The sequence below is a fragment of the Kribbella sp. NPDC058245 genome (genome assembly GCF_042882005.1).
Lineage (GTDB): Bacteria > Actinomycetota > Actinomycetes > Propionibacteriales > Kribbellaceae > Kribbella.
This window is the reverse complement of record NZ_JBHVWY010000001.1, coordinates 185,891-209,875: the sequence shown is the minus strand read 5'-3', so window position 1 is coordinate 209,875 and position 23,985 is coordinate 185,891. Positions and strand designations below refer to the sequence as shown.

The following is a 23,985-nucleotide window of genomic DNA, read 5'->3' as shown; positions in this document are numbered from 1 at the left end:
GCGTCAGCCTGTCACATTCGGGCCGAGGATTATGAATCCGCCCCGGCGTACTGCCCGGACTCCTTGGGGCAGGTCGATCCAGCGCTGGCCGCGCCAGTCGGTGATCAGCGCGTCGACCGCGGCGACGTGACCGGCGCTCAGGTCGGTGGCCCGGGAGCCGGCTTCCAGAGCTGCCTGCCGCAGCACTCGCGTGCGGAGGGCTGCCGGCTCGTCGGCGAGCATCCCGACATCACAGTGCACCTCATCGTCAGTACGCCGTACTGCCGTCTCCGCGAGGTCTGCCGCCAACATGTCGAGCGCATCAGCGTCTGCCCGGAGCAGTCCGGCCGTCCGGGCCAGCGCCTCGACCACACCGGGTCCAAGTGCCTCTTCGAGCACCGGAAGCACCTCGTGGCGGACGCGGACTCGCGTGTACGACGGGTCGTCGTTGTGCGGGTCATGCCAGGGCCGCAGGCCGGAGGCGATACAGGCTGCCGCCGTGGTCGCGCGTGGGACCTCCAGGAACGGCCGCCGGAGCAGTCCGGCGACCGCGGCCATCCCAGCGAGCGATCTGGCGCCAGAACCGCGTCCCAGCCCTAATAAGACAGTCTCGGCCTGATCGTCCCGGGTATGCGCCAGCAGTACGACGTCCGCCCCGAACTCGTCGGCCGCCGCCCGCAACGCGTCGTACCGGGCTGCTCGAGCCGCGCCCTCCGGACCGCCCTCACTGCCGACCTCGACCGCGCTGACCTGGACCGGGTCGAGCCCTAGTCCGCGACACTGCTCCGCAGCGATCTCCGCAGTCCGTGCCGAGTCCGCCTGCAGACCGTGGTCCACGATGACCGCGCCGGCTTGCAGTCCCAGCTTCGGCGCCTCGAAGGCGACAGCGGCCGCCAACGCGAGTGAGTCGGTCCCACCCGAGCAGGCGACGAGAACCGTCGTACCGGCTGGCAGGTCGGACAGTGCGGATCGCACCGCCTCGCGGGTCCGGGCGACCGCGGGGTGCAGCCGGCCGCGGCGCTCGGCGACCAGCTCCTCGGCAGCGTTGCCGCCGGACTCAACCGTGGAGTCGGGTGACCCAGGCATCGGGGTTCGCGATCTCGTTCTTGGTGGGGAGCGTGTTCGGCCCGGTCCAGACCCGGTTGAACCCCTCCATGCCGACCTGCTCGACGACCCGCCGTACGAACGCGGCACCGTCCTTGTACTGCTTGAGCTTGGCGTCCAGACCGAGCAGCTTCTTCAGCAACTGGTCCAGCGGGTTCCCGCTCTGCCGCCGCGAGGTGAACTTCGACCGGATGGCGTCCACCGTCGGAATCACCGACGGCCCGACCCCGTCCATCACGAAGTCCGCATGGCCCTCCAGCAACGACATGACCGCGGTCAGCCGGTCCAGCACCGCACGCTGCTCCGGCGACTGCATCAGGTCCATCAAGCTCAGCTCGGCCTCACCACGCACCGACCGGCCGAGCCGCTGCACGGCTTCACGGAACATCGCCGCGTACGCCGACGCGTCCAGCTCGGCCTGGTCGAGGAACAACCCGATCTCCGACCGCAGGTGGTCCCGCAACCACGGAACCGCGGTGAACTGCACCCGGTGCGTCTCCTCGTGCAGGCACACCCACAACCGGAAGTCCCGCGGTACGACGCCCAGCTCGGTCTCGACATGCATGACGTTCGGAGCGACGAGCAGCAGCCGGCCGGTCAGACCCGGACGGGCCGGATCGGGCTCAGCCGGGTAGAACGGGTCGAACTGGCCCAGCACGCGAGAGGACATGAACGCCAGCAGCGCACCGGCCTCGATCGCGGTCACCCGGGAGCCGACTGCGGACGACAGCCCACCAGTCCGGTCGGCCTTCTCCTGCAGCTTGTCAGCCAGCGGCTGGAGCACGGTCCGGAAGCCATCGGCGTTCGCCTGGACCCAGCCCGGCCGGTCCACGATCACGACCGGCGCAGTGGCCGACGTGGCCTGCAGACCGGTGAACTCGCGCACGTGATGCTCGGAGTCGGCCGCGAACTGACGAAGCTCGGCGACGACCTGGTCCGCCTCGGCCCGGCTGACCACCGGCCCCGGGCGCAGCAGCTTGCGCGCCACACCGGTCGCCAGCTGCCAATCGACCATCTCGGTCGTGGCCCTGCCCTCGGTCCCACCTGCCGCCGTACTCATAAGTCGACCCTAGTCCCAGGGGCAAGCTCAGCACCCGCAGTTGGCGAGTGTGGCTGCGACTCGGTCCAGGGCCGCGCGAGCGTCGAGGGTCTTCGGCACCGGGACGCTGTCGCTGGCCACCGCGAATGCCAGCACCGTCCCGCTCCGCGTCCTGACGATTCCGGCCAGGGCATGCACTCCGGTGAGCGTTCCGGTCTTCGCTCGAACCAGTCCGGTCCCAGCGCCCGCGTTTCCGGCGCTGAAGCGCTCCTCGAGGCTCCCGCTGAAGCCTGCGATCGGCAGCCCGGTCAGTAGGTGCCGCAGCTCCGGGTGGTCCTTCGAAGCCGCCACGCGGACCGCACCGGCGAGCAGGTCGAGCGGAACCTTGTTCGACCGGGTCAGACCGCTACCGTCGAAGATCTGCGCCTTGCCGACCTGCAGTCCGAGCTTGGTGAGCGTCTGCTCGACCCCGGTGACGCCTCCGGCGTACGAGCCGCCGTTCTTGGTTGCCAGCCCGACCTGACGCAGCAGCACCTCGGCACCGTCGTTGTCGCTGTGCAGGTTCACGTACTCGACGATCTGGCCGACGGTCGGCGACAGCACCTTCGCCAGCGCCTCGGCGCCTTCCGGAGCGACCTTCGGCTTGGCGGCTCCGGCGACCTTGATGCCGTTGGCGACCAGCAGCTTGCTGAAGCTAGTTGCTGCGGCCAGCGCCGGTGAGTCGGCCCGCTTGGCCATTCCGGCCGACAGCCGACCCTCATCCACCCAGAGCGCCGACGTCCGCGCAGCAATACCCTCTGGTAGGTAGTTCGACTCCCAGTTCGCATTACCGGCCGGACCGGTGAACAGCGAGGCGTCGTACCCGAGGGTGACGCTGGTGACACCCTGCGCCTTCAGAGCCTTCGCCGTACTCGCAGCAAGTGCCTGGAGGGTGGCGCGCGTCGGATAGGCCGGACCGGGCTTCACCGCCAGGAGTGGGTCACCGCCACCAACCAGAACGATCGAGTTCTTGCCCGCGCTCACCACCTGAGTGGTGAACCGGTGCTCCGGGCCGAGCGTCGACAGCGCCGAGACCGTCGTGAGCAGCTTCAGCGTGGAAGCCGGCGTGTACGGCGTCGCCGTACCGCTGGAGTAGACCTGCTCGTCGCGGGAGACGTCGTACACGTAGACGCCGTGGTGCTTGCCCAGCGATGGATCCGCGAGCACTCCGGCCAGCGCCTTCTGCACACCGGCCGTAGTCGGGGCAGCACCCTCTGGCTTCGCCGGGGCGAGCACAGGCGGCGCTGCCTGGACAGAAGCCGGTACGTCGCTCGCTCCACCCGCCAGGCCGAGACACAGCGATGAGGCGAGCAGCGTGACGAACGCCGCACGAGGAGGACGGGCCACCGGGCTGCTCCTGTCATTTGGTCGGTCCGAACCGTGACAGTATCTGCCGTATGGAGTTCGACGTCTTCATCGAGATCCCCAAGGGCACCCGCAACAAGTACGAGCTGGACCACAAGACGAACCGGCTGCGGCTCGACCGCACCCTGTTCACGGCCACTCAGTACCCGTCCGACTACGGCTTCATCGAGGACACCCTGGGCCAGGACGGCGACCCGCTGGACGCGCTCGTCCTGCTGACCGAGCCGACCTTCCCGGGCTGCCTGATCAAGGCCCGGGCGATCGGCATGTTCCGGATGACCGACGAGAAGGGCCCGGACGACAAGGTCCTCTGTGTCCCCGCCGGTGACCCGCGCCAGGAGCACCTGCGCGACATCCACCACGTGCCGGAGTTCGACCGCCTCGAGATCCAGCACTTCTTCGAGGTCTACAAGGACCTCGAGCCGGGCAAGTCCGTCGAGGGCGCCAGCTGGGTCGGCCGCGCCGACGCCGAGGCCGAGGTCATCGCCTCGTTCGAGCGCCTGAAGACCGAAGGCCACTGACACCTCAACTCAACCGCCGGGACCGCAGCAGATGCGCCCCGGCGGTTTCGTCATTCCCCCGCCAGCCGGCCGAGCAGCCCCAGTAGCGTCTTGCGCTCCGCCGCACTCAGCGGCGTGAGCAGCTCGTCCTCCGCGGCGTAGATCAGCTGGTCCATCAACACCAGTTGCTTGCGCCCGGCGGCGGTGATCGCCACGATCTTGCGCCGCCGGTCCGCCGGATCCACCCGCCGTACGACGTATTCCAGCTCCTCGAGCTCGTCGAGCACCGTGACCAGGTCGCTGCGGTCGAGGGCGATCCGGTCGGCCAGCGTGGTCTGGGCCGCCTCCCCGTCGCCGTCCAGGCTGACCAGCACGTGGTAGTGCTGCGTTCGCACGCCGGCCTCGACCATGTGCTGCCGGACCAGCCGCTGCGACTGCTGACTCGCCCGCCCCAACGCCCACAGCACCCGGTCGGACAGGCGATGGTTCGACGACTTCTGCACCTACCCACTGTAGGACTTCGGGGTTATCGTGGGTATCACCCATTATTTCTACACCCCACGATTTGGAGTCCTGATGCGCGCAGTGCGCTACCACTCCCATGGCGGCCCCGAAGTTCTGCAGCTCGACGAGGTCGACCGACCGGAACCCACGACCGGCCAAGTACTGGTCGAGGTCGAGGCGGTCGGCGCCAACGCGATCGACGCCCTCTTCCGATCCGGCAACAGCCCCTGGCCGCGCCCGTTGCCCGGCAATCTCACGGGAGAGGTGGTCGGCCGGATCACTCGACTCGGGCCGGGCAGCCCATCACACCTTGCCGTCGGCAACCGAGTGGCCGGCGTGTCCGAAGACGCCTTCGCCGACTACGTCGTACTGGACACCGACTTCCTCGCTGCGATCCCCGAAGATGCCGACGCCGGCGCCGCCACGATGATGTCGATGACCGGGCCACTCGCGCTGCGCCTGCTCGAAGCCGGACGAGTCCCGGCCGGCGGCACGGTCCTGATCCAGTCCGCCGCCGGCGGCGTCGGCCACCTGGCGGTCCAGCTCGCCCGCTCCTTCGACCCCAAGACCATCATCGGTACGGCGTCCTCTCCCGCGCGACTGGACTTCATCCGCTCACTCGGTGCCGAGGCCGTCGACCTGACCGACCCCGACTGGCCGGCCCAGGTCCGCGCACTCGCCCCGAACGGCGTCGACACCGTGCTCGATTCGATCGGCGGCACGGTCTTCGACCAAGGCCTCGACCTGGTCGCACCGCTCGGCACGATGGTCACCTACGGCGCGATCTCCGGCGAACTGCCGACCATCCCGGTCCAAGCCTTGTTCGGCATGCGCTCGGTGACCGGCGTCTCCATGCTCGGCTGGCGAACCGCTCGTCCCGCGCTGGCTCGCGCGGACATCGCCGAGGTGACCCGCCGCTGGCAGACCGGCGAGCTGCAACCGGCCGTCCACGCCCGCCATCCGCTGGCCGCCGTACAAGATCTCCATCGCGAACTCGACGCCCGAACCCCGCTCGGCCGCCTCGTCGCAGTCCCCTGACCGCCTAAACTGCAGCCGTGGAGCTTCGGCAGATGCGGTACTTCGTTGCTGTCGCGGAGGAGCTCCACTTCGGGCGAGCCGCCGAGCGGCTGTACATCTCCACGCCAACGCTCAGCCAGCAGATCAAACAGTTGGAGCGCACGGTCGGTACGACGTTGCTGATCCGGCACAGCCGTGGAGTCGAGCTGAACCCGGCGGGCCAGGTCTTCCTGGCCCGCGCCCGGGAGACCATCCAGGCAGCGGGGCTCGCAGTGAAGGACACTCGCCGGGCGGCCGGTCTGGACGAGCCGATCCTCCGGCTCGGACTACTGAACGGCGTACCGGGTTGGTTGCCCGCGGCCCTCGAACAACTCGCCACCGAACGCTTCCCAGCCGGCACCGTCACGCTCGAGGCCGGAACCACCACCGATCAGGTGCGGATGCTCACTGCCGGCGAGATCGACCTCGGCCTCGTCCGACTGCCCCTGACGTTGCCCCCAGCAACAATGTCGATGGAACTGGCCGCCGAAGAGCTCGGCGTGCTGCTGGTCGCCGACCATCCGCTGGCGGCCGTCGCCGAGATCGGCACTGACGATCTGGCCGACCTGGAGCTGATCTGGATTCCGCGCGCCGCGGCTCCCGAGTTCCACGACGAGGCGCTGCGGCAACTCGGCGGCGAACTGCGGCTGAGCGAGATCACGATGAGCCACTCGCAGCTCCGGTCGGCGCTCCTGGTCAAGCGGGACGCCATCAGCCTCAGCTCGCGGCGTGCAGCCACACCGGACGTCGTCTGGCGACCCCTCGCCGGCCGGCCGCTGGTCGCCCGGTACGCCGCGATCTGGCGGACCGATTCGCCGAACCCCGTCCTGCAGGCGATGATCGTTAGCCCGGGACTAACGCCGGTGAGGCAACAAGTCGTGGATGACTGAGCGCCGTACTGGTTGGCTCGGAGCATGCCCGAAGAACATGTAGTGATCATCGGCGGCAGCTCCGGAATGGGTCGCGCACTCGCTGCCGAACTCGTTGCCCAAGGCAGCGAAGTGACCGTGGCCGGCCGCTCCCCCGACCGCCTCGCCGCCATCCACGCCGAGCTCGGCGTGCACACCGTCGCGATGGATCTCGCCGTCGAGGAAGACATCGCCAGGCTCTTCACCAGCACCGGCCCCGTCCAGCACGTCGTCACGACGGCCGCTGACGTCGGCGGCGCCTACCAGCCGATCAGGGAGTACGACGTGAAGTTGTCCTGGCCCGCGATCGGCTCCAAGTTGCTCGGTCCGCTGCTGCTGGCTAAACACGCCGCACCGGTACTCGAGCCCGGCGGCTCGATCGTCTTCACCTCGGGCATCGCGGCGTACCGGCCCGGGCCGGGAGCTTCGTTGCTGGCGGCACTCAACGGCGCCTTGGCCTCGCTGGCCGCCGCACTGGCGGTCGAGCTCGCACCGCTGCGGGTCAACGTGGTCTCCCCCGGATGGGTGGACACCCCGATCTGGCAGGACGTCGCTGGCGACGAGGCCCCCGCCACCCTGGCCGCGATGGCGGCCCGCCTGCCGGTCGGCCGGATCGGCCGTACCCAGGACATCGCGGAAGCGATCATTGCCCTGCTACGCAATGGATTCATCACTGGCACCGTCCTGCACGCCGACGGCGGACACCGGCTGATCTAGGTTGCGGACGCTTCCGGCAGGCCTCAGTTGCCGCAAGCAACTGACTCAGGGCCGGCCGAAGAAGTCCGGCGGTTCCCAGTAGTAGACGCTCTGGATCTGTACCGGCTTGCCGGTCCGCGGGGCGTGGATCATCCGGCCGCCGCCGATGTACATCGCGACGTGGTGGATGGTGCCCGGGTCGTTGGGGTTGAGCGCCCAGAAGATCAGGTCGCCCGGCCGCAGCTCATCCTCGTCGATGTGCCTGGTCTGCTCGTACTGCGCGACGCTGTAGTGCGGCAGCTGGACGCCGGCCCGCTGCCAGGCGCCCATCATCAGACCGGAGCAGTCCCAGCGCGAGGGTCCGGTGCCGCCCCAGAGATACATGTCGCCGAGCTGCGAGAGCGCGAAGCTGATCGCCGCGCTCGCGCCGCGACCCGAGCCGCCATTGCCGCCATTGCCGCCATTGCCACTGTTGCCGCCACCGGTGCTCGGCTTGTGCTTCTTCGGTTTCTTCTTACCCTGCTGGCGTTCGCGGGCCTCTTCGGCGCGTTCCCGGGCCCGCTCGGCGGCCTCCCGGGCCTCGATCTTGCGGCGTAGTTCGGCCGCCTTCTTGGCGGCGAGTGCGGCGGCGCGCTGTCGCGCAAGCTCCTCGAGCCCCCGCTGCCGCCGGTTGGCGACCTGGATGGACGTGTTCTGCAGGACGGCCAGCTGGGCGATCGACTTCTGCCGCTGGACACCCATCGCGGTCACCGCGGCCGACTGCGCGGCCTCGGCGGCTTCGGCGGCCTTCTTGGCCTTGGCGGCCTCGTCGGTCGCCTGCTTCACCTTGACCACGGCCTGGTCGGCCTGGACCTTGAAGAGGTTGGTCACCACCTGGGCCGCCGAGTACCGCAGGTAGGAACCCTGCATCGCACTCGACACCGTGTGCGCCGTACCGGCCGAGTCGAGCAGCTGCTGCGGCCCCTCCGCGGTGAACAGCGGCCCGAGCTTCGCGATGTCGCCACCACCCTGGTACGACGCGACCGCGAAGCGGCCGATCTGCTGCCGCTGAGTGGTCAGGGACTTCTCGGCCTTGGCTGCGCGATCCGCAGCAGTGGCTGCATCCTTCTTGGCCTGCTGCAGCCGGTAGACCGCACCGTTGTAGGCCTCGTCGGCCATCCCGGACTGGATCCCGAGCTGCTCGAGCCGGGCCTCGGCCGCGGCCAACTGCTGCTCGATCGCCTTGACCTGACCGGCCTTGTCGGTGGCGGCCTTCTTGGCCCGCTCGACCGCGGCCTGCGACGGGATCACCGGCGGCTTCGGCTTGGCCTCGGCCATGACCGGAACCATCAGCATTCCGCCGGCCAGACAGACCGCCAGCACACCGGAGAGCGCTGCTCTACCGGACTTCGGTGTGGCCGTCATCAGGTCGTCCCTTCCGCCATTTTGGTCCCCGTGGACCACATACGTGACACTAGTTGCCTCTGGCCCCATTGGGAACACTTTTCCCACAAGTATCTTTGTTTCACCTGCGTGTCGACTTGACAAACTACAAGCTTGTAATTCCAGGTCGAGATGTTCTCTCTCTTCCGTCTGCCTTGTCTGCGGCCGGTCTCGTACGGCGTGTGGTTGCTCGCCGCTGCGACCGATTTACAGTGACGGGTGGTCGGCGCCCGGCGCGTGGCTGAGGGGGATGGATCCGTCGGCGACCACGGTTGCCGTTGCCTGAGCTTCCGGGATTCGGTTGCGGCCAGTACTGACGAGGCCTGAAAGTGACCGTCCGCAGTGGCTGGCAGCGGATCAGGTCGCTGGGGGTGCCCCCGCGCCCAGCCCCCCGCCCCCTCCGCATCTGATGGGTTCACCCACCAGCTTGTGGGTTCTACACCCGCATGCGAGTCCAAAACCCACCACCTCATGGGTTAACCCATCAGATGGCCGGGCCCGGGGGTGCTGGGGGGCTGCCGCGCCTGGCAACCCTCGCTAATTGGTGCATTTTCGTCACCGGGTCCCTAAAACTCACCAACTAACGCGACCCAACCCGGCGCTCCGGTCCGCCCGGCTCGCTAATTGGTGGATTTTCGTCACCGAGTCCCTAAAACTCACCAATTAGCGCGAACGACCCCGCGCTCCGGTCCGCCTGCTCGTTATCGGTGACTTTTTCGGCGCATGGACCCGAAAAGTTCACCGATAACGCGGAACATGCCCCACACCGGTCGCCCCGTTCGCTGGGTGGAACGTTGTGTCCAAATGGCGACCAGAACCGTCTACTCGGCGCAGATCTTGGACCCCAGCCACAACCCGGAAGCCCAAGCAACGGCAACCGTGGTCACCAACCGCACCATCCCCCTCAGCCCCGCGCCCAGCCCAGCCACCCGCCACTGTAAATCGGCCGCAGCGGCGAGCAACCACAAACCCACATCCCCGGCCGCAGACGGATCGGCGAGCAACCACCCCCGCCGTACCGGCCCGCCGCAGACGGATCGGCGAGCAACCACTCCCGCCGTACCGGCCAACGCCTCCCGGCCCCCACGACCCCCACGATCCCCTAACCGCATTTGAACGGATATCCCTTCAAATGCACCCTTCTCCCCTCGAATTTTCAGGGGAGAAGGGTCAACTTCAGGGGTTATCCGTTCAAATTGCCGGAGGCGGACATCTTGGAGACGGCGGTACTCACCAGGGGTTGATCATGCCGACGAAGATGCCGAAGACCAGGTAGATCCCGAGAAGCACCAGTAGCGGAGTGCTTGCGCCGGTGAGCGCCCGCCAACCGAAGTTGACGGGCGCTTCAGCGCAATCGGGATTGCGAAGCCCAGGCCGATGTTTCCGCTGAAGGACGGTCAGCGCAGGGTGAACGAGGCGACCACCGGCAGGTGGTCCGACGCAAGGCTCACAGGGACTGCAGCTTTCAACGGAACCAGTTGCTGACTGTGCAGCTGGAAATCGATCCGGGCGGTCGGGTTGTCCGCCTCGATCGTGTAGCCGGGCCCGACACCGACCTCGGCCCAGGTGTCATTCAGTACGGCGGTCAGCGTCTTGATCTCCGGCGCATCCGGTCGCGCATTCAAGTCACCGACCAGCAGGGTCGCCTTCCGCGATTCCCCTAACAGCTCGACAACCTTCTTTGCCTGCTCGAGCCGCTCCGCGTTGTTGTTGCTGGTCAAATGCGTGTTCGCGAAGCGCAGTTCCGCGCCGCGGATCTTCAGCGTCGCCACCGCGAGTCCACGCTGCTCACCGGTCGGGTAGAGCGGCAGCAGACTGTTGGTGAAGTCCTTGATCGGGTACTTCGACAGGATCGCCGTACCGTACTGCCTGCGCGGCTCCCCCGGGTTCAGCGGCGGCAGATCGAGATTCGCGGCGTACGCGTAATGCATCTTCAACCGCTTGGCGAACCAGGCCGGCTGATCGACCCAATTGCTGCGCGCACTCCAATGCCGGTCGACTTCCTGCAGCCCGACGACATCCGCGTCGTTCTGCTCGATCAACGCCGCAATCCGCTCAAGATCCAGTACGCCGTCAATTCCGGCGCCATGGTGAATGTTGTACGTCATCACCGTCACGTCGCGGCCAGGCCGACCGCGGTCCGGCTGTGCGGCTGCCATCGTCGGGATCGCCATCAGCAACGCGACCAGGATCACCAGTCCGCGCCTCATCGGCCGACCACCAGTCGCGCGACGGCACCCTTGGCACCCGACGCCCAGCATCCAGCCTGTACGCCGTGCCCGCCGCACTCGACGCTGTCGAAGTTGGCGTCGGAGAACTGATTCCAGCTTCGACCGCCGTCACGACTGACATCACTTCCGGACGGGCCGACCGCGACCACCGTGGCCAAAGAACCAGGCAGGAACGTCGATCCGCTGCGGTACCCCTTCGGCGCCTTGTCAGCCGGGATGAGCTTCCACGTGCGACCACCGTCGTACGTGACCGAAGCAGCCTTGACCGCCTCGGTCGGCTTCAGGAAGTCACCACCGACCGCGACACCGAACAGTGAGCCACGGAAGGCGAGGCTGAAGATGCCAGCGGCCTCACCACTGGCCATCGGCGAGTCCCCGACCTTCCAGTGCCGACCGCCGTCGAACGTGCGGAACACGCGCGGCCGATCACCGCCGCCGGTCGCGAACCACGCCGTACGGCCAGGTCCCGCAACCAGGCAGGTGCCGCTCGCGGCGAACGCGAACTCGCCGGGCAGCGCGGCCGGCATCCCGGCGTTGGACTGCACCTTCCACGACTTGCCGCCGTCCGTGCTGGCCGCGATCCGGAACTTCCCATCGACCGGGTCGCTCAACGCGAGCCCGTGCCCGCCGGCATTGAAGGCGAAGCAGTCGTAGAACGCCTTCTCATCGGTGTTGCCGAACGTCTGGGTCCAGCTCTTACCGCCGTTCACGGTCCGGTAGATCCGCGAGTCCGTCCCCGGCCCGATCGACAGGACCACCGCACGCTGGGCATCGAACGCCTGCACGTCGCGGAACTGAACGGTCTCCGCTCCGGCCGGACTAACGTTCTGCCAGTGCTTGCCCCCGTCCACGGTGCGCAGTACCTGACCCGCCGACCCACCAACCCAGGCGACATCCTTGCTGACCGCCGACAACCCGCGGAACTGCGCCGTACTTCCGGTCGGCGTCATGCTCCACCTGTACGACGGTCCGCCGGTCGCCTGAGCTGGTAGCAACTGCGACATCACCAGCAGACCTCCTGCCGCGATTGCGGCCACACGCAGGATTCTCATGGGCCGCAATCTACGGGGCGATCAGGCTGCCGTCAGCTTGAACGACTGAGCAGTTCCACCGTTGCACGTGAACTGGACCAGCTGAGTTTGGTCAGCGGTCGACCCACCCGGGACGGTCAGGCACTTGCTGGTGTGCCGGACGACGAAGTGGAAATAGCCGCCGCCTTCGGAGACCGCCTGCCACTGCTGGTTGGTACCGCTGCTGTAGGTCCACAGCTGCAACCCGGCGTTGTCGGCGGTCGAGACGCCGGAGACGTCGATGACCTTGGTGGCGTCGTTGCGGTTGTTGACCCGGGTGAACCCGTCCGTGGTCGGCTGGAACTGGAAGTTCTGTGCCGTGGTGGAGTTGCAGCTGTACTGCTGGACGACCGTGCCGTTGGCGGTGCCGGCCGCGCGGGCGTCGACACATTTGCCGTTGGCCTTGTTCGCCACCGAGTACCAGGTGGCAGGCTCCGGCTGGTCGACCGGCGGGGTCGTCGTACCGCCGCCGCCGAGCCACTTCAGCGCGTCCATCATGAACTGGTTCTGCGCCGGGCTCTCGAACGTCGACGAGGTCCGGGTGTTGGTCTGGTAGTTCATGCCGTTGTGGCCCCAGTTCGCGTAGATGACCTTGTAGTTCTTGTTGGTCCACGCGATCGGGTAGTAGCCCGACGTCCAGATGTTGCCCTGCTGGCTACCGACCGGGAAGCTCGACGGGTCGATCGACGCGAGGACCTGGATGTTCGGGTTCTGCCGCAGGTCGTTCTGCCAGCTGTACCACTCGCTGACCGACGAGCGGAACGTCGCGCCCGTGTTCACCAGCGACGGGTGCGACCGGTTCTCGGTCCGCAGCGTGACCGCGGACGGCAGCCAGGTGTTCGAGTTGAACCGGCCGGTGCCGAGCAGCGTGTTGTTGAACCAGGGCCAGCCGCCGCTCGCGTCGTTGTAGTTGGAGACGTGGAAGCCGAAGAACGCGCCGCCGTTGTTCATGTAGCTCTGGAACCCGTTCCGCTGCGCGTCGCTGTGCGGCGAGTCGTCCAGGAACATCACCACCTGGTACTGCGAGGCCTGCAGACTGTTCAGGCGGTTCCAGTCGTTGGTCTGGGTGTAGGTGAAGCCGTTCTGCGCCCCGAACCCGGGGAAGCGCTCGGCGGCCTCCTTCTCGAAGTCGATGTGCGCGGCGTCGTACGTGCCGCTGTAGAAGGCCAGAACGTTGAACGTCGCCTGGACCTGAGCGGCCGCGGTACTCGTCAATCCAGCGATCACGAGCAGCAGGGCCAGCACGAAGGCAGGCAGGCGGAAACGATCGGAAGGCATGGGGCGGTCCTTTCCGGAGAGTCGATCCCGGAAAGGGCATTCCGAGATCCAGGACTTAAATTAACTCCCGACGAAAGTCCTGTCCAGGGCTCATCGTCTGGCTTCCCAAAACACCGAGAAGTTGCAGTTTTTCCGCACTCTCACTGCCCGGCTCGGCGGTGAAGACGACGAGCGTCTGCTGCTGGTCGGCGTTGTTGATCAGCTCGCAATACAGGTCGAACTCACCGACCAGCGGATGCCGGAAGTGCTTGGTCCGGCTGTGCGCGGGAATCACCTGATGCCGTTCCCAGATCTCAGCGAACTCCGGGCTGGCCTTCTGCAACGCCGTCACGATCGAGGCGGCATACGACTTCGGCCCGTCGGCGGTCGCGGTCATCCGCAGCATCGAGACCAGCAACCGGCTGTGCCTGTCCTGTTCGTCCTCGCGATAGAGAATCCGCGTCTCCGGATGCATGAACCAGCGGTAGGGCTCGCTGCGCTCCATCCCCTCGAAGTTCGTCAGCTCACCGGCCATCGCGACGTGCGCCGGCGTCTGCGCGACAGCCTCGCCGCAGCGGTTGATCAGCAACGCCGGAGTGTCCTGCAGCCGATCCATGATCCGCAGCATCCCCGGATCGACGTGACACGCCCGCGTCGTACGCGGCGGCGTACCGTGCCCTGCCAGCACGAACAAGTAGTCGCGCTCCTCCAGCGTCAGCCGCAGCGCACGGGCGATCGAGCCGAGCATCTCCACCGACGGCTGTGGTCCCCGCCCGCCTTCGAGCCGGCTGTAGTAGTCGGTCGACATCGACGCCAGTACGGCGACCTCCTCGCGCCGCAGTCCCGGCGTACGGCGTCGTCGCCCGCGCGGCATCCCGACGTCTTCGGGCTGCAGGGCCTCCCGGCGCTTGCGGAGGAAATCGGACAGATCGGCGTACTCCATGGCTCCAGTGTCCTCGCCTGCGGACAGTTATCCACTGCTTGCCGAGCAGTGGTCGCACCGAGCCTGGTTGCCTTCGGCATCCGCTTCCAGGCTGGAGCCATGAAAACAACCGGGAACACGATCTTCATGACCGGCGGTACGTCGGGTATCGGCCTCGAGCTCGCCCGTCGGTTCCGCGACCTCGGCAACACCGTCATCATCAGCGGCCGCCGCAAGGACCTGCTCGACCAGCTCGCCGCCGAGGACAACCTCGAAGGCATCGTCCTCGACGTCGCCGACCCGGCGTCGATCGCCGCCGCCTTCGCCGACGTGACCGCCCGGCACGACGTGAACGTCCTGATCACCATGGCCGGCATCATGCGCCCCGAAGACCTCCAGGACCCGGCCCACCTGGCCACGAGCGAGGCGACCATCGACATCAACCTGCTCGGCACGATCCGGTCGATCACGACCTTTCTGCCTTACCTGCAACAGCAATCCGACCCGGCCATCATCACCGTCTCGTCCGGCCTGGCATTCGTCCCGCTGGCCCTCACCCCGACGTACAACGCCACCAAAGCCGCCATCCACAGCTACACCCAAAGCCTGCGCCTGCAACTCGCGAGCACCGACGTCCAGGTGATCGAGCTGGTCCCACCCGCCGTACAAACGGAACTGATGGGCAGCACCCCCGACCCGTCCTGGATGCCCCTCGACGAATACACCGACGAGTCGATCGCCATCCTCCAACAGCACCCCGACGTCGAAGAGATCCTCGTCGACCGAGTCCACTTCCTCCGCGCCGCCGAACGCGAAAACCGCCACCCCGAAGCCGTCGCAGCCCTCAACACCCACTAGCCCACCGCCTCGCCCCCGCACCACCTTTGCGTGGACCTACTGCCCCAGAGCGGCAGCACAACTCCGCAAACCGCGCCAACTCCCACCCCGCAACCAACTACTCCCGACAACGTCCGAAGAACCGGAGACCCGCCCTCCGAACCTTCGGACGTCATGACTTGGGGACCGGCCTGGAGCTGGCATGGTGGGGATCAGCCCCGAGAGCGGAGTGGTTTGCGCTCGGGTGCGGGCTTGTACGACGTTGAGCACGGTTCAGTCACTTGCCCGGCCCGAAGATGGTTGACGGGTGCTCAAGGTGAGCTGGTGCTGGGACCTTGAGCACGGTTCAACCGTTTCGGAGGGTGTCAGGCGGTTGATGGGTGCCCAAGGCGGCTCTGGCAGATGACCGGGCTAAAGCAGCATTAGTCGGCCAGCGCCTGCTCGATCCGCTCCACCTTCGCCGTCAGCTGCCCGGTGAACGCAGGCCGAATATCCGCCTTCAGCACCAAACTCACCCGAGGCGAAACAGCAGCCACCGCCTCAACAGCCCGCTTCACGACGTCCATCACCTCGTCCCATTCACCTTCGATGTTGGTGAACATGGCGTTGGTCTCGTTGGGAAGACCGGAGGCGCGAACGACGCGGACGGCCTCGGCCACCGCTTCGCTCACGCCTCCGGTCTCGTCACCCGAGAGTGGGCTGATGCTGAATGCGACGATCATGCATCCAGCGTGCCACCGACCTGATCTTGCGGACGCGCCGGGGCGCCGTCCTCGGCCGCGCGGCGTTCGGCGCCGGTGGTGGTGAGGAGGGGCTTCTCCTTGATGAAGACGACGGCGATCAACGCCAGGACGGCGAAGGGGACCGACATCATGAAGAGGTCCGCGGTGGCGTCGCCGTAGACGTTCTCGACGACGGCGCGGACGGGCGGCGGGAGCTCCGCGACGTTCGGGACGGCACCGCCGCCACCGCCGGCGCCGCCGCCACCGAGGCCGTCGATGACCTTGTTGGCGAGGATCGCACCGAGGACGCTGACGCCGATGGTGCCGCCCATGCTGCGGAAGAAGCTGACGGCAGAGGTCGCTGCACCAAGCTCACGAGCGGGTACGTCGTTCTGTGCGGCCAGCACGAGGTTCTGCATGACGAGGCCGATGCCGACACCGAGGACGAGCATGAACCCCCACAGCATGTACTTCGAGGTGTGGGCGTCGATGGTGCCGAACAGTGCCAGTCCGATCGGGAGCAGGACGCTGCCGATGACCAGGAAGATCTTCCACTTGCCGTACTTGGTGATCAGCCCACCGGCGACGGTGGAGGCGCCCATCATGCCGATGATCATCGGCAGGCTCATCAGGCCGGCCTTGGTCGGCGAGTAGCCCTGCGCGGTCTGGAAGTACTGCGCGAGGAACACCGAGCCACCGAACATCGCCACACCGACCAGTGCGCTGGCGACGATGGCCAGGGTCACCGTGCGGTTGCGGAACAGGTCCATCGGGATGATCGGCTCGGGGTGCCGGCGCTCGACGAGCACCGCGGCCACCAGGGCGATCAGGGCACCGCCGACCATCAGGACGCTCCAGCCGGAGGCCCAGTCGAACCGCTTGCCGGCGAAGGTGGTCCAGACGAGCAGGGTGCTGACGCCGGCGGTGATGAGGAACGCGCCCCACCAGTCGATCTTCACTTCTCGGCGCACGGTCGGCAGGTGCAACGTGCGCTGCAACAGGAAGATCGCGACCAGGACGAACGGCACGCCGATCAGGAAGCAGGCCCGCCAGCCCAGCGGCGAGTCGACCAGGAATCCACCGAGCAGCGGTCCACCAACGGTGGCGGACGCGAACACGGCACCGAAGATTCCGGAGTACCGGCCGAGCTCACGCGGCGGGATGATCGCCGCCATCACGATCTGGACGAGCGCGGTCAGACCGCCACCGCCCAGACCCTGCAGCACCCGGCTTCCGAGCAGCACCTCGATGTTCGGCGCGAAGCCCGCGACCAGCGAGCCGACGACGAAGAAGCCCAGCGACAGCTGGACGAGCAGCTTGTTGTTGTAGAGGTCGGCGAGCTTGCCCCACAACGGCACGGTGGCCGTCATCGCGAGCAGCTCGAGCGTGACGACCCAGGTGTACGACGATTGGCTCGCCCCCAGGTCGTGAATGATCCGCGGCAACGCGGTCGACACCACGGTGCCGGCCAGGATCGCCACGAACAGCCCCATCATCAGACCGGACATGGCCTGCACGGTCTGCCGCGGCGTCAGCGCCGCGCCAGTTCCGGTCCCCTCGGCCGAGGTCGTCGTCATGAGTGACCTTTCTGATAGTCAGGGTCGATGCCCTGAGCAAGTAATTGGAACGCCGCGTCGACCAGGTCGCCGGGCGCGCTGTCCGGGGTGTCCTTGTGCAGCTCGACGGCGACCCGGCAGGCGGTCCCGGCCGCGCTGACGATCAGCTTGGCCCGCAACGGATCACCGATCCGCTCGGTCAGCGCCTCGGACATCTGCCGCTCGTCGTCCAGGCTGGACAGCATCAGGTGGAACAGGAGGCTCGGCGAGGTCATGATCAGCTCACCCCGCCGGGTCAGTGACCCCTCGCTGAGCAGGTCCTGCAGGACGTCGTGCACGATCAGCCACATCGTGGTCAGCGGCGACTGCTCCGCCGGCGCCGTGGCGATCATGTCGAGCGCGGCCTCCAGATGGGCGGGGTTGCGCCCGAGGATCGCGTACTCCTTGTGCGGGAAGTAGTTGAAGAAGGTCCGCACCGACACGTCGGCCGCCTCGGCGATCTCCTCGACCGTGACGTTGTCCGGGCCCTTCTCCAACGCCAGCCGCAGGGCGGCCTCCGTCAGCGCCGCCCTGGTCTGGAGCTTCTTACGCTCCCGCAACCCACCCTCACCCTGCCTCACCCGATCAGCGTAGGCAGGTTCTTGCACTCACTGCAAACTATTAGTCGATCACTTTTGCACCACTGCACTTAGAGGCACGATCCGGCTACTTCCGGCGATGGAACTGGGGCAGCGCGAGCACGTTGTGCGGATACGGCAACGGACCGTCGCCGGCCTCGGTGAGAAGGGCCATCTGCTCGTCACTGAGCGCCCAGCCGGAGGCGCCGAGGTTGTCGGCGAGCTGCTCCGGCGTCCGCGCCCCGATGATCGGCGCGGTCATCCCGGGCCGCTGCAGCACCCAGCGCAGGGCGGTCTGAGCCGGCGTCTTGCCGACCTCGTCCGCAACAGTGCGCAGTACGTCGAGAACTCGCCAGGTGCGGTCGTTGTCGTGCGAGTCCCAGTCCTCCTGGCTGCTCCGGCTGTTGGCCGGCGGACCACCCGCGTCCTTGCTGTACTTACCGGACAGCCAGCCACCACCCAGCGGGCTCCACGCGATCACACCGACGCCCTCGTTCACAGCGACCGGGATCAGGTCGAGCTCGGCATCGCGGTCGAGCAGGTTGTAGAGCGGCTGCAGGCTGACGTACGGCTCGAGGCCGCGGTGGTTCGAGAGGTCGATCGCCTTCTGCAGCTGCCAGCCGGTCAGGTTACTCGCGCCGATGAAGCGCACCTTGCCGCTGGTCACCAGCTTGTCGAACGTCGTCAGGGTCTCCTCCAACGGCGTCGCGTCGTCGAAGACGTGGGTCTGGTAGAGGTCGATGAAGTCGGTCTGCAGCCGGCGCAGGCTGTCCTCCACCCCGGCGAGGATGTGCTTGCGGCCGGTACCGCGGACCGGCAGTCCGGGCCCGGCCTCGCCGTACACCTTGGTGGCGATCACCAGGTCGTCGCGGTTCTGGTTCTTCAGCCAGCTGCCGATGATCTCCTCGGAGACTCCGGCGGAGTAGGTGTCGGCGGTGTCGATGAAGGTGCCGCCGGCGGCGACGAACTCGTCCAGGATGCGGTGGGCGGTCGGTTCGTCGGTCCCGGGTCCGAAGGTCATCGTGCCGAGGCACAGTTCACTGACTTCGAGTCCGGTCCGACCGAGAAAGCGCTTGTCCATGGCGGCAAAGGTAGGCGACATGCCGGTTCCGCTGCACTGGAGTAATTGCTCGACTACGGTGCGTCAGTGACTTTCGAGACCAATCCGTCCGCTTTGACCCGCCGCCGGTTCGCCGGCCTGACCGCCCTCACCGCGGCGGCCGCCACCGGCCTCACCCGGATCGGGCCCGCCGCCGCAGCGCCGTACGTTCCCGCCCTCGTCGTCGGCACCGGGTACGGCGCTGCCGTCACCGCGCTGCGCCTCGGGGCCGCCGGAATCAAGACCACGATGATCGAGATGGGCCAGTTGTGGACCACTCCCGGCAAGGACGGGAAGGTGTTCTGCTCGACCCTGAACCCGGACCGCCGGTCGATGTGGTTCAACCGCCGTACCGAAGCACCCCTCGACACCTTCCTCTGGCTCGACGTCGTCAACCGCGACCTCGGTACGCCGTACGCCGGCGTACTGGATCGGCTCGACTTCCCGAACATGGGCGTGTACGTCGGCCGCGGGGTCGGCGGCGGTTCACTGGTGAACGGCGGGATGGCGCCGACGCCGCAACGCGCGTACTTCGAGAAGGTCCTGCCGCAGGTGGATGCGGACGCGATGTACAAGCGGTACTTCCCGTTGGCCCGGCGGATGCTCGGGGTGAACACGATCGATCCGCGCTATCTCGAGCAGACGCCGGTGTACAAGTACGCCCGGGTCTCGCGGCGGCATGCTCACCAGGCCGGCTTCACGACGAGCGTCGTACCGAACGTCTATGACTTCAACTACCTGCGTCGCGAGGAGAAGCAGCAGGTAACACGGTCGGCACTCGCCGGTGAGGTCATCTACGGCAACAACCACGGCAAGCAGTCACTCGACAAGACCTACCTCGCCGACGCTCTCGGGACCGGCAACGTCACCATCCGCACGCTCACCCGAGTGACCACGATTCACCAGCAGGGCAAGGGATACCTGGTCGGTCTTGAGCAGATCGATGCCTGGGGCAAGGTGATTCGGCGTAGCGAGATCTCCTGCGGGTCACTGTTCCTCGGCGCCGGCAGCGTCGGTACGACGGAATTGTTGTTGCGGGCAAGGGAAACCGGAACGCTACCTGACCTACCGGCCGCGATCGGTAACGGCTGGGGTACCAACGGCAACGTGATGACGGCCCGCGCCAACCACCTCTGGGATCCGACCGGCTCCCTCCAGTCGACCATCCCCACGCTCGCGATCGACAACTGGAACGACCCGAAGCATCCGGCGTTCGCCGAGATCGCCCCACTGCCGATCGGTCTGGAGACCTGGGCCAGCCTCTACCTCGCGATCACGGTCAACCCCGAGCGCGGCCGCTTCACCTACAACCACGGCACCGATCGCGCCGACCTGCACTGGTCCGTCGACCAGAGCACGCCGTCCATCCGCTCAGCCCAGGCCCTGTTCGACAAGATCAACAAGGCCATCGGTACGACGTACCGGCGTGACCTCTTCACCGGCAACCGAGCCTTCGCCGCCGACTTCTGTTACCACCCGCTCGGCGGCGCCCTGCTCGGCAAGGCCACCGACAACTACGGCCGAGTCCGCAACCACCCCGGCCTCTACGTCACCGACAGCTCGCTCATCCCCGGCAGCCTCGGCGTCAACCCCTTCGTCACCATCACCGCCCTGGCCGAACGCAACATCGCCCAAGTCCTCGCCAGCGACCTCAAGCGCCGGTAGAATGTGTGAAAGCCTCCGACGCAGACTTCCTGCGGACGGAGGCTTTCGCTTATGCCGACACTCTTGTATCGAGCCGCCATCCACGATCTCCGCGGCGACGCCATCCTGCCCCTCAACATGCTGCGCGAACAGCACCCCGACCTGTACGAACGCGAGGCCGCCAAGTACGCCATGCGTCCCGAGACGATGGGCTACCCGGTCTATCCGTTGGACTGCACCTGGACCGACGTCGTCTTCCTCTCCCCGGTCCATCCGGCGCCACTCTTCGAGGCCATGCACGAGTCCGGCCGCATCGGCCGCGTCGTCGTCGACTACTGGACTCTCGACGCCGAACTCCTCGAGCCGGCCAACACCTGCATCCTGCTCAAGCGCCACGACCCCTCACTTCGCCCGCAGCCGCCCGAGGACTTCATCCCCTACTCACCCGCAACCGTCGCCACCCTCACCGAGCCGTCCGTGCAAGCCCTCCACCGCCTACGAACCCTCAACTCCACCGAGCCGCTCTTCCCCTGGGCCGACATCCCGCACATCCTCCACCGCGGCCCCCTCCCGGTCACCCTCTTCCGGACCGGTCAGTACCCGCCGACGCCGGTGAGTTGAGCCTCGATGCCGAAGACATCGGGAATCCCCGGCCCCTTCGGTGGGAGCCCGATCACCACCTGAAGCTGTTCGAAGTACATGACCGCTGTGTTGTACGCGCGGCCCTTCACAGCAAGGGCCGCGCGTGGTCCGGGCGGCCACTGCACGGTGGTTCCAGGCTCGGCGTAATAGCTCCAGCCGATGTTGATCGTGGCGAAGACCAGGACCTTGTCGTACGACGATTGCAAAGCGACGATCGGACCGTCGACAGACGCAAGCGTGCTGGGCTTGTCGTCGCCATTGCTCTGAGCCAACATGAACTCGCCGAAGTACGAATCGGCAGTTCCCGACGTGTGGAAGGGCGCGAAACTGAGGTCCATCGTCTTGGTCGTCAGTAGTGCGGCGACCTTCTGGACGGCGGCGATGGGAGACATCTTCAGGCGCGCGAGCTCGGCCTTCGTCGGGGTGCGCAGCGGGGAGTCACCGGGGCGGGGCTTCGTCGTCAGAAACTGCATGACGGTCTCGTCCCCGAGGTTCACCGCATACCGCCAGCTCCAGGGCAGGCTCGCCCGCTTCCGCTCGGCCATCGCGACCAGCCGCGGGTAGCGCTCCGTCTGCAGTTCGGTCTCCACGACCAGGCGCTGCGGTGAGACTCCCGGTGGCGTCACCGTGCCGACGGTGTTCTTGATCCTGATCCCGGGGATCTTGGTCTTCAGGATCCGGTTGATCTTGTGGTCGCTCAGGCGCTGCTCGAGCAGCGGTCCACTCGTGACGGTCTTGATCAGCGCGTCGTCGTACTTGCTCGCAGCCTGGTTCCGCGTTGCGAAGTAGTCACCGATCGCCTTCGCGACCTGCTCCTCGGAGATCGCCGGCGTCGGAGTGGGAGTCGGCGTTGGCGTCGGACTACTGCTCGTCGGCGGAGCCGCGACCGGCCGCTCGGCGCCGCCGGAACAGGCCGGTACGGCGCCGACCGCCAGCACGGCGATCACGGCTGCGATCCGCTGTCTCCTCATACCTGCCGACGCTAGAGGTGACCGGTCCAGAACCGGTCCACCACGCATCCAGTGACGCGCCTCACCTGGAGATGCATAGCATTCCTATGTATATTGAAAGGTGTGGACCTGACCGAGCTGGGTGTTGATGTCGTGGTTGCGGCTGCGCGGTTGACGCGGCTGGCGAGCCGGGATGTGAGTGCGTTGCCGCATGCGGCGATGCGGTTGCTCGGGCGGCTGGACGAGCTGGGACCGACCCGGATCAGTGATCTGGCGAAGGCCGACCGGACCTCGCAGCCGACCATGTCCACGCTGGTGCAGCGCCTTGAGGAGCAGGGGTGGGTGCGGCGGGAGCCGGATCCGTCCGATTCGCGCGCCAGCCTGATCAGCCTCACGAAGACAGGCCTGACCGAACTGCAGCGCGCCCGCCAGGAGGCGGGTGCCGCGCTCGCGGCCAGACTCCGTCACCTTCCGGCGGCCGACCTCGAGACCCTCGAGGCCGCGGCCGCGGTTATGCACAAGATTCTCACCCTCGAAGTTCTGGAGGACACGCCCCGGTGAGCGGTACGTCGTCGTTTCTGAAGCAACCCAAGTCCGTCTGGGCGGTCGCCTTCGCCTGTGTGATCGCGTTCATGGGCATCGGCCTGGTGGACCCGATCCTGAAGCCGATCGCCGAGCAGTTGCACGCCAGCCCGTCGCAGGTGTCGCTGCTGTTCACCAGCTACATGGCCGTGATCGGTGTCGCGATGCTGATCACCGGCGCGGTCTCGAGCCGGATCGGCGCCAAGCGCACCCTGCTCATCGGTCTGGCCATCATCGTCGTGTTCAGCGCGCTTGCCGGTCTGTCGAACTCGATCGGCATGATCGTCGCCTTCCGGGCCGGCTGGGGTCTGGGCAACGCGCTCTTCATCGCGACTGCTCTTGCCACCATCGTGAACTCGGCCGCCGGCTCGGTCGCCGAGGCGATCATCCTGTACGAGGCCGCCCTCGGCGTCGGTATCGCCGCCGGTCCCCTGGTCGGCGGTGAGCTCGGCACGATCTCGTGGCGCGGCCCGTTCTTCGGCGTCGCCGTCCTGATGACGATCGCCCTGGGCGCGACCGCCTTCCTGCTTCCCTCGACGCCGCCCGAAGCCCGCCGTACGTCGATTCTTGAGCCCCTGAAGGCGTTGCGGCACCGCTCCCTCGCGACGGTTGCCGTCACCGCGCTGCTCTACAACTTCGGCTTCTTCACGCTGCTCGCCTTCACCCCGTTCCCGCTGGCGATGTCCGCGCGGCAGATCGGTCTGATCTTCTTCGGCTGGGGTATCGGCCTCGCGGTCACCTCGGTGTTCGTGGCACCGCGGTTGCAGCGCTGGTTCGGCACGCTGCCGGTGGTGATGACATCGCTGCTGCTGTTCGGCGCCGACCTCGCGCTGATGGGCGTCTTCGCCCACCACAAGGCGGTCCTCGCGATCGGCGTGATCGTGGCCGGCCTGTTCCTCGGCGTGAACAACACCCTGATCACCGAGGCCGTGATGGGCGCAGCCCCGGTCGAGCGCGGTACGGCGTCCGCGGCGTACTCGTTCGTCCGCTTCTCCGGCGGTGCCGTCGCCCCCTGGCTGGCCGGCAAGCTCGGCGAAGAGGTCAATATCCAGCTGCCGTTCTACGTCGGCGCCTTCGCCGTCCTGCTCGCGGTCGGCGTCCTCGCCTCCGGCTGGAAGCCGCTCGCCCACCTGCGCATCCCTGCCAACCACTCGGCGACCGAAGCCGAAGCCCTCACCGTCGCCGACGCCTGAGTGGTCTAAACAACTCCGTTCCACCCGGGGGCCACGGCATTTAGGGTCGAT

The 23,985-nt window shown here is 67.3% G+C and carries 23 protein-coding genes; 9 read left to right on the top strand and 14 right to left on the bottom strand.

Annotated elements, in window-relative coordinates; translation table 11 throughout:
• Window positions 1-3 precede the first annotated feature (3 nt).
• Genes tilS through dacB form a run of 3 tightly spaced genes read right to left on the bottom strand, consistent with a single transcriptional unit; the run spans window position 4 to window position 3,508 of the window.
• Window positions 4-1,065 (bottom strand): tRNA lysidine(34) synthetase TilS, encoded by a 1,062-nt coding sequence (tilS, locus tag ACFVWG_RS01000; RefSeq protein ID WP_391541068.1) that lies wholly within the window; start codon window positions 1,063-1,065, stop codon window positions 4-6.
• Window positions 1,037-2,143, bottom strand: a complete 1,107-nt coding sequence (locus ACFVWG_RS00995) for a zinc-dependent metalloprotease (protein WP_391541067.1) — start codon at window positions 2,141-2,143, stop codon at window positions 1,037-1,039. The genes tilS and ACFVWG_RS00995 overlap by 29 nt, the downstream gene beginning before the upstream one ends.
• Before the next feature lie 27 nt (window positions 2,144-2,170).
• Window positions 2,171-3,508, bottom strand: coding sequence for a D-alanyl-D-alanine carboxypeptidase/D-alanyl-D-alanine-endopeptidase (gene dacB, locus ACFVWG_RS00990; protein ID WP_391541066.1), 1,338 nt, complete (start codon window positions 3,506-3,508; stop codon window positions 2,171-2,173).
• Window positions 3,509-3,558: 50 nt separating this feature from the next.
• Here dacB and ACFVWG_RS00985 point away from each other — a divergent pair, with 50 nt between their 5' ends.
• Window positions 3,559-4,047 carry an inorganic diphosphatase gene (locus tag ACFVWG_RS00985; protein WP_391541065.1) on the top strand — a complete coding sequence of 163 codons (489 nt, stop codon included), beginning with the start codon at window positions 3,559-3,561 and terminating at the stop codon, window positions 4,045-4,047.
• Window positions 4,048-4,097: 50 nt separating this feature from the next.
• Here ACFVWG_RS00985 and ACFVWG_RS00980 read toward each other — a convergent pair whose 3' ends face one another.
• On the bottom strand, window positions 4,098-4,529 hold the full coding sequence (locus ACFVWG_RS00980; protein ID WP_391541064.1) for a MarR family winged helix-turn-helix transcriptional regulator: 432 nt from the start codon (window positions 4,527-4,529) through the stop codon (window positions 4,098-4,100).
• A 73-nt stretch (window positions 4,530-4,602) separates the two neighbouring features.
• On the opposite strand from ACFVWG_RS00980, the gene ACFVWG_RS00975 reads away from it, so the two are divergent.
• Genes ACFVWG_RS00975 through ACFVWG_RS00965 form a run of 3 tightly spaced genes read left to right on the top strand, consistent with a single transcriptional unit; the run spans window position 4,603 to window position 7,211 of the window.
• Window positions 4,603-5,568: a zinc-binding alcohol dehydrogenase family protein gene (locus ACFVWG_RS00975; protein ID WP_391541063.1), complete on the top strand. Its 966-nt coding sequence runs from the start codon at window positions 4,603-4,605 to the stop codon at window positions 5,566-5,568.
• Window positions 5,569-5,585: 17 nt separating this feature from the next.
• On the top strand, window positions 5,586-6,476 hold the full coding sequence (locus tag ACFVWG_RS00970) for a LysR family transcriptional regulator (protein ID WP_391541062.1): 891 nt from the start codon (window positions 5,586-5,588) through the stop codon (window positions 6,474-6,476).
• Between the two features lie 24 nt (window positions 6,477-6,500).
• Window positions 6,501-7,211, top strand: coding sequence for an SDR family oxidoreductase (locus ACFVWG_RS00965; protein WP_391541061.1), 711 nt, complete (start codon window positions 6,501-6,503; stop codon window positions 7,209-7,211).
• Window positions 7,212-7,256: 45 nt separating this feature from the next.
• Here ACFVWG_RS00965 and ACFVWG_RS00960 read toward each other — a convergent pair whose 3' ends face one another.
• From ACFVWG_RS00960 to ACFVWG_RS00940, 5 genes are all read right to left on the bottom strand, one after another.
• The gene (locus tag ACFVWG_RS00960) at window positions 7,257-8,594 is read right to left on the bottom strand and encodes a C40 family peptidase (RefSeq protein WP_391541060.1); all 1,338 of its coding nucleotides are present in this window, start codon (window positions 8,592-8,594) and stop codon (window positions 7,257-7,259) included.
• A gap of 1,415 nt (window positions 8,595-10,009) precedes the next feature.
• Entirely contained in the window at window positions 10,010-10,822 is an 813-nt protein-coding gene (locus ACFVWG_RS00955) for an endonuclease/exonuclease/phosphatase family protein (RefSeq protein ID WP_391541059.1), read from the bottom strand.
• The gene (locus ACFVWG_RS00950; protein ID WP_391541058.1) at window positions 10,819-11,895 is read right to left on the bottom strand and encodes an oxidoreductase; all 1,077 of its coding nucleotides are present in this window, start codon (window positions 11,893-11,895) and stop codon (window positions 10,819-10,821) included. Before ACFVWG_RS00950 ends, ACFVWG_RS00955 begins: the two co-directional genes overlap by 4 nt.
• Window positions 11,896-11,916: 21 nt before the next feature.
• Window positions 11,917-13,191 (bottom strand): ThuA domain-containing protein, encoded by a 1,275-nt coding sequence (locus ACFVWG_RS00945; protein WP_391541057.1) that lies wholly within the window; start codon window positions 13,189-13,191, stop codon window positions 11,917-11,919.
• Between the two features lie 55 nt (window positions 13,192-13,246).
• Complete coding sequence (locus ACFVWG_RS00940) at window positions 13,247-14,113, bottom strand: helix-turn-helix transcriptional regulator (protein WP_391541056.1); 867 nt, start codon at window positions 14,111-14,113, stop codon at window positions 13,247-13,249.
• Between the two features lie 99 nt (window positions 14,114-14,212).
• Between ACFVWG_RS00940 and ACFVWG_RS00935 the strand changes: the two genes are divergently transcribed.
• On the top strand, window positions 14,213-14,950 hold the full coding sequence (locus tag ACFVWG_RS00935; protein WP_391541055.1) for an SDR family oxidoreductase: 738 nt from the start codon (window positions 14,213-14,215) through the stop codon (window positions 14,948-14,950).
• A gap of 401 nt (window positions 14,951-15,351) precedes the next feature.
• On the opposite strand, the gene ACFVWG_RS00930 is transcribed toward ACFVWG_RS00935, so the two are convergent.
• From ACFVWG_RS00930 to ACFVWG_RS00915, 4 genes are all read right to left on the bottom strand, one after another.
• Window positions 15,352-15,651 carry an MTH1187 family thiamine-binding protein gene (locus ACFVWG_RS00930; protein WP_391541054.1) on the bottom strand — a complete coding sequence of 100 codons (300 nt, stop codon included), beginning with the start codon at window positions 15,649-15,651 and terminating at the stop codon, window positions 15,352-15,354.
• Window positions 15,648-17,228: an MDR family MFS transporter gene (locus ACFVWG_RS00925; RefSeq protein WP_391541053.1), complete on the bottom strand. Its 1,581-nt coding sequence runs from the start codon at window positions 17,226-17,228 to the stop codon at window positions 15,648-15,650. The genes ACFVWG_RS00930 and ACFVWG_RS00925 overlap by 4 nt, the downstream gene beginning before the upstream one ends.
• On the bottom strand, window positions 17,225-17,827 hold the full coding sequence (locus tag ACFVWG_RS00920; RefSeq protein ID WP_391541052.1) for a TetR family transcriptional regulator: 603 nt from the start codon (window positions 17,825-17,827) through the stop codon (window positions 17,225-17,227). The genes ACFVWG_RS00925 and ACFVWG_RS00920 overlap by 4 nt, the downstream gene beginning before the upstream one ends.
• Before the next feature lie 85 nt (window positions 17,828-17,912).
• Window positions 17,913-18,905 carry an aldo/keto reductase gene (locus tag ACFVWG_RS00915; protein WP_391541051.1) on the bottom strand — a complete coding sequence of 331 codons (993 nt, stop codon included), beginning with the start codon at window positions 18,903-18,905 and terminating at the stop codon, window positions 17,913-17,915.
• A gap of 66 nt (window positions 18,906-18,971) precedes the next feature.
• Here ACFVWG_RS00915 and ACFVWG_RS00910 point away from each other — a divergent pair, with 66 nt between their 5' ends.
• Window positions 18,972-20,588: a GMC oxidoreductase gene (locus ACFVWG_RS00910; RefSeq protein ID WP_391541050.1), complete on the top strand. Its 1,617-nt coding sequence runs from the start codon at window positions 18,972-18,974 to the stop codon at window positions 20,586-20,588.
• A 51-nt stretch (window positions 20,589-20,639) separates the two neighbouring features.
• The gene (locus tag ACFVWG_RS00905; protein ID WP_391541049.1) at window positions 20,640-21,188 is read left to right on the top strand and encodes a hypothetical protein; all 549 of its coding nucleotides are present in this window, start codon (window positions 20,640-20,642) and stop codon (window positions 21,186-21,188) included.
• Here ACFVWG_RS00905 and ACFVWG_RS00900 read toward each other — a convergent pair.
• Complete coding sequence (locus tag ACFVWG_RS00900; RefSeq protein ID WP_391541048.1) at window positions 21,161-22,180, bottom strand: hypothetical protein; 1,020 nt, start codon at window positions 22,178-22,180, stop codon at window positions 21,161-21,163. The genes ACFVWG_RS00905 and ACFVWG_RS00900 overlap by 28 nt on opposite strands.
• Window positions 22,181-22,282: 102 nt before the next feature.
• On the opposite strand from ACFVWG_RS00900, the gene ACFVWG_RS00895 reads away from it, so the two are divergent.
• A complete protein-coding gene (locus ACFVWG_RS00895; RefSeq protein ID WP_391541047.1) occupies window positions 22,283-22,720 on the top strand; it encodes a MarR family winged helix-turn-helix transcriptional regulator in 438 nt (145 codons plus the stop codon).
• A complete protein-coding gene (locus ACFVWG_RS00890) occupies window positions 22,717-23,934 on the top strand; it encodes an MFS transporter (RefSeq protein ID WP_391541046.1) in 1,218 nt (405 codons plus the stop codon). Before ACFVWG_RS00895 ends, ACFVWG_RS00890 begins: the two co-directional genes overlap by 4 nt.
• The last annotated feature ends 51 nt before the right edge of the window (window positions 23,935-23,985 follow it).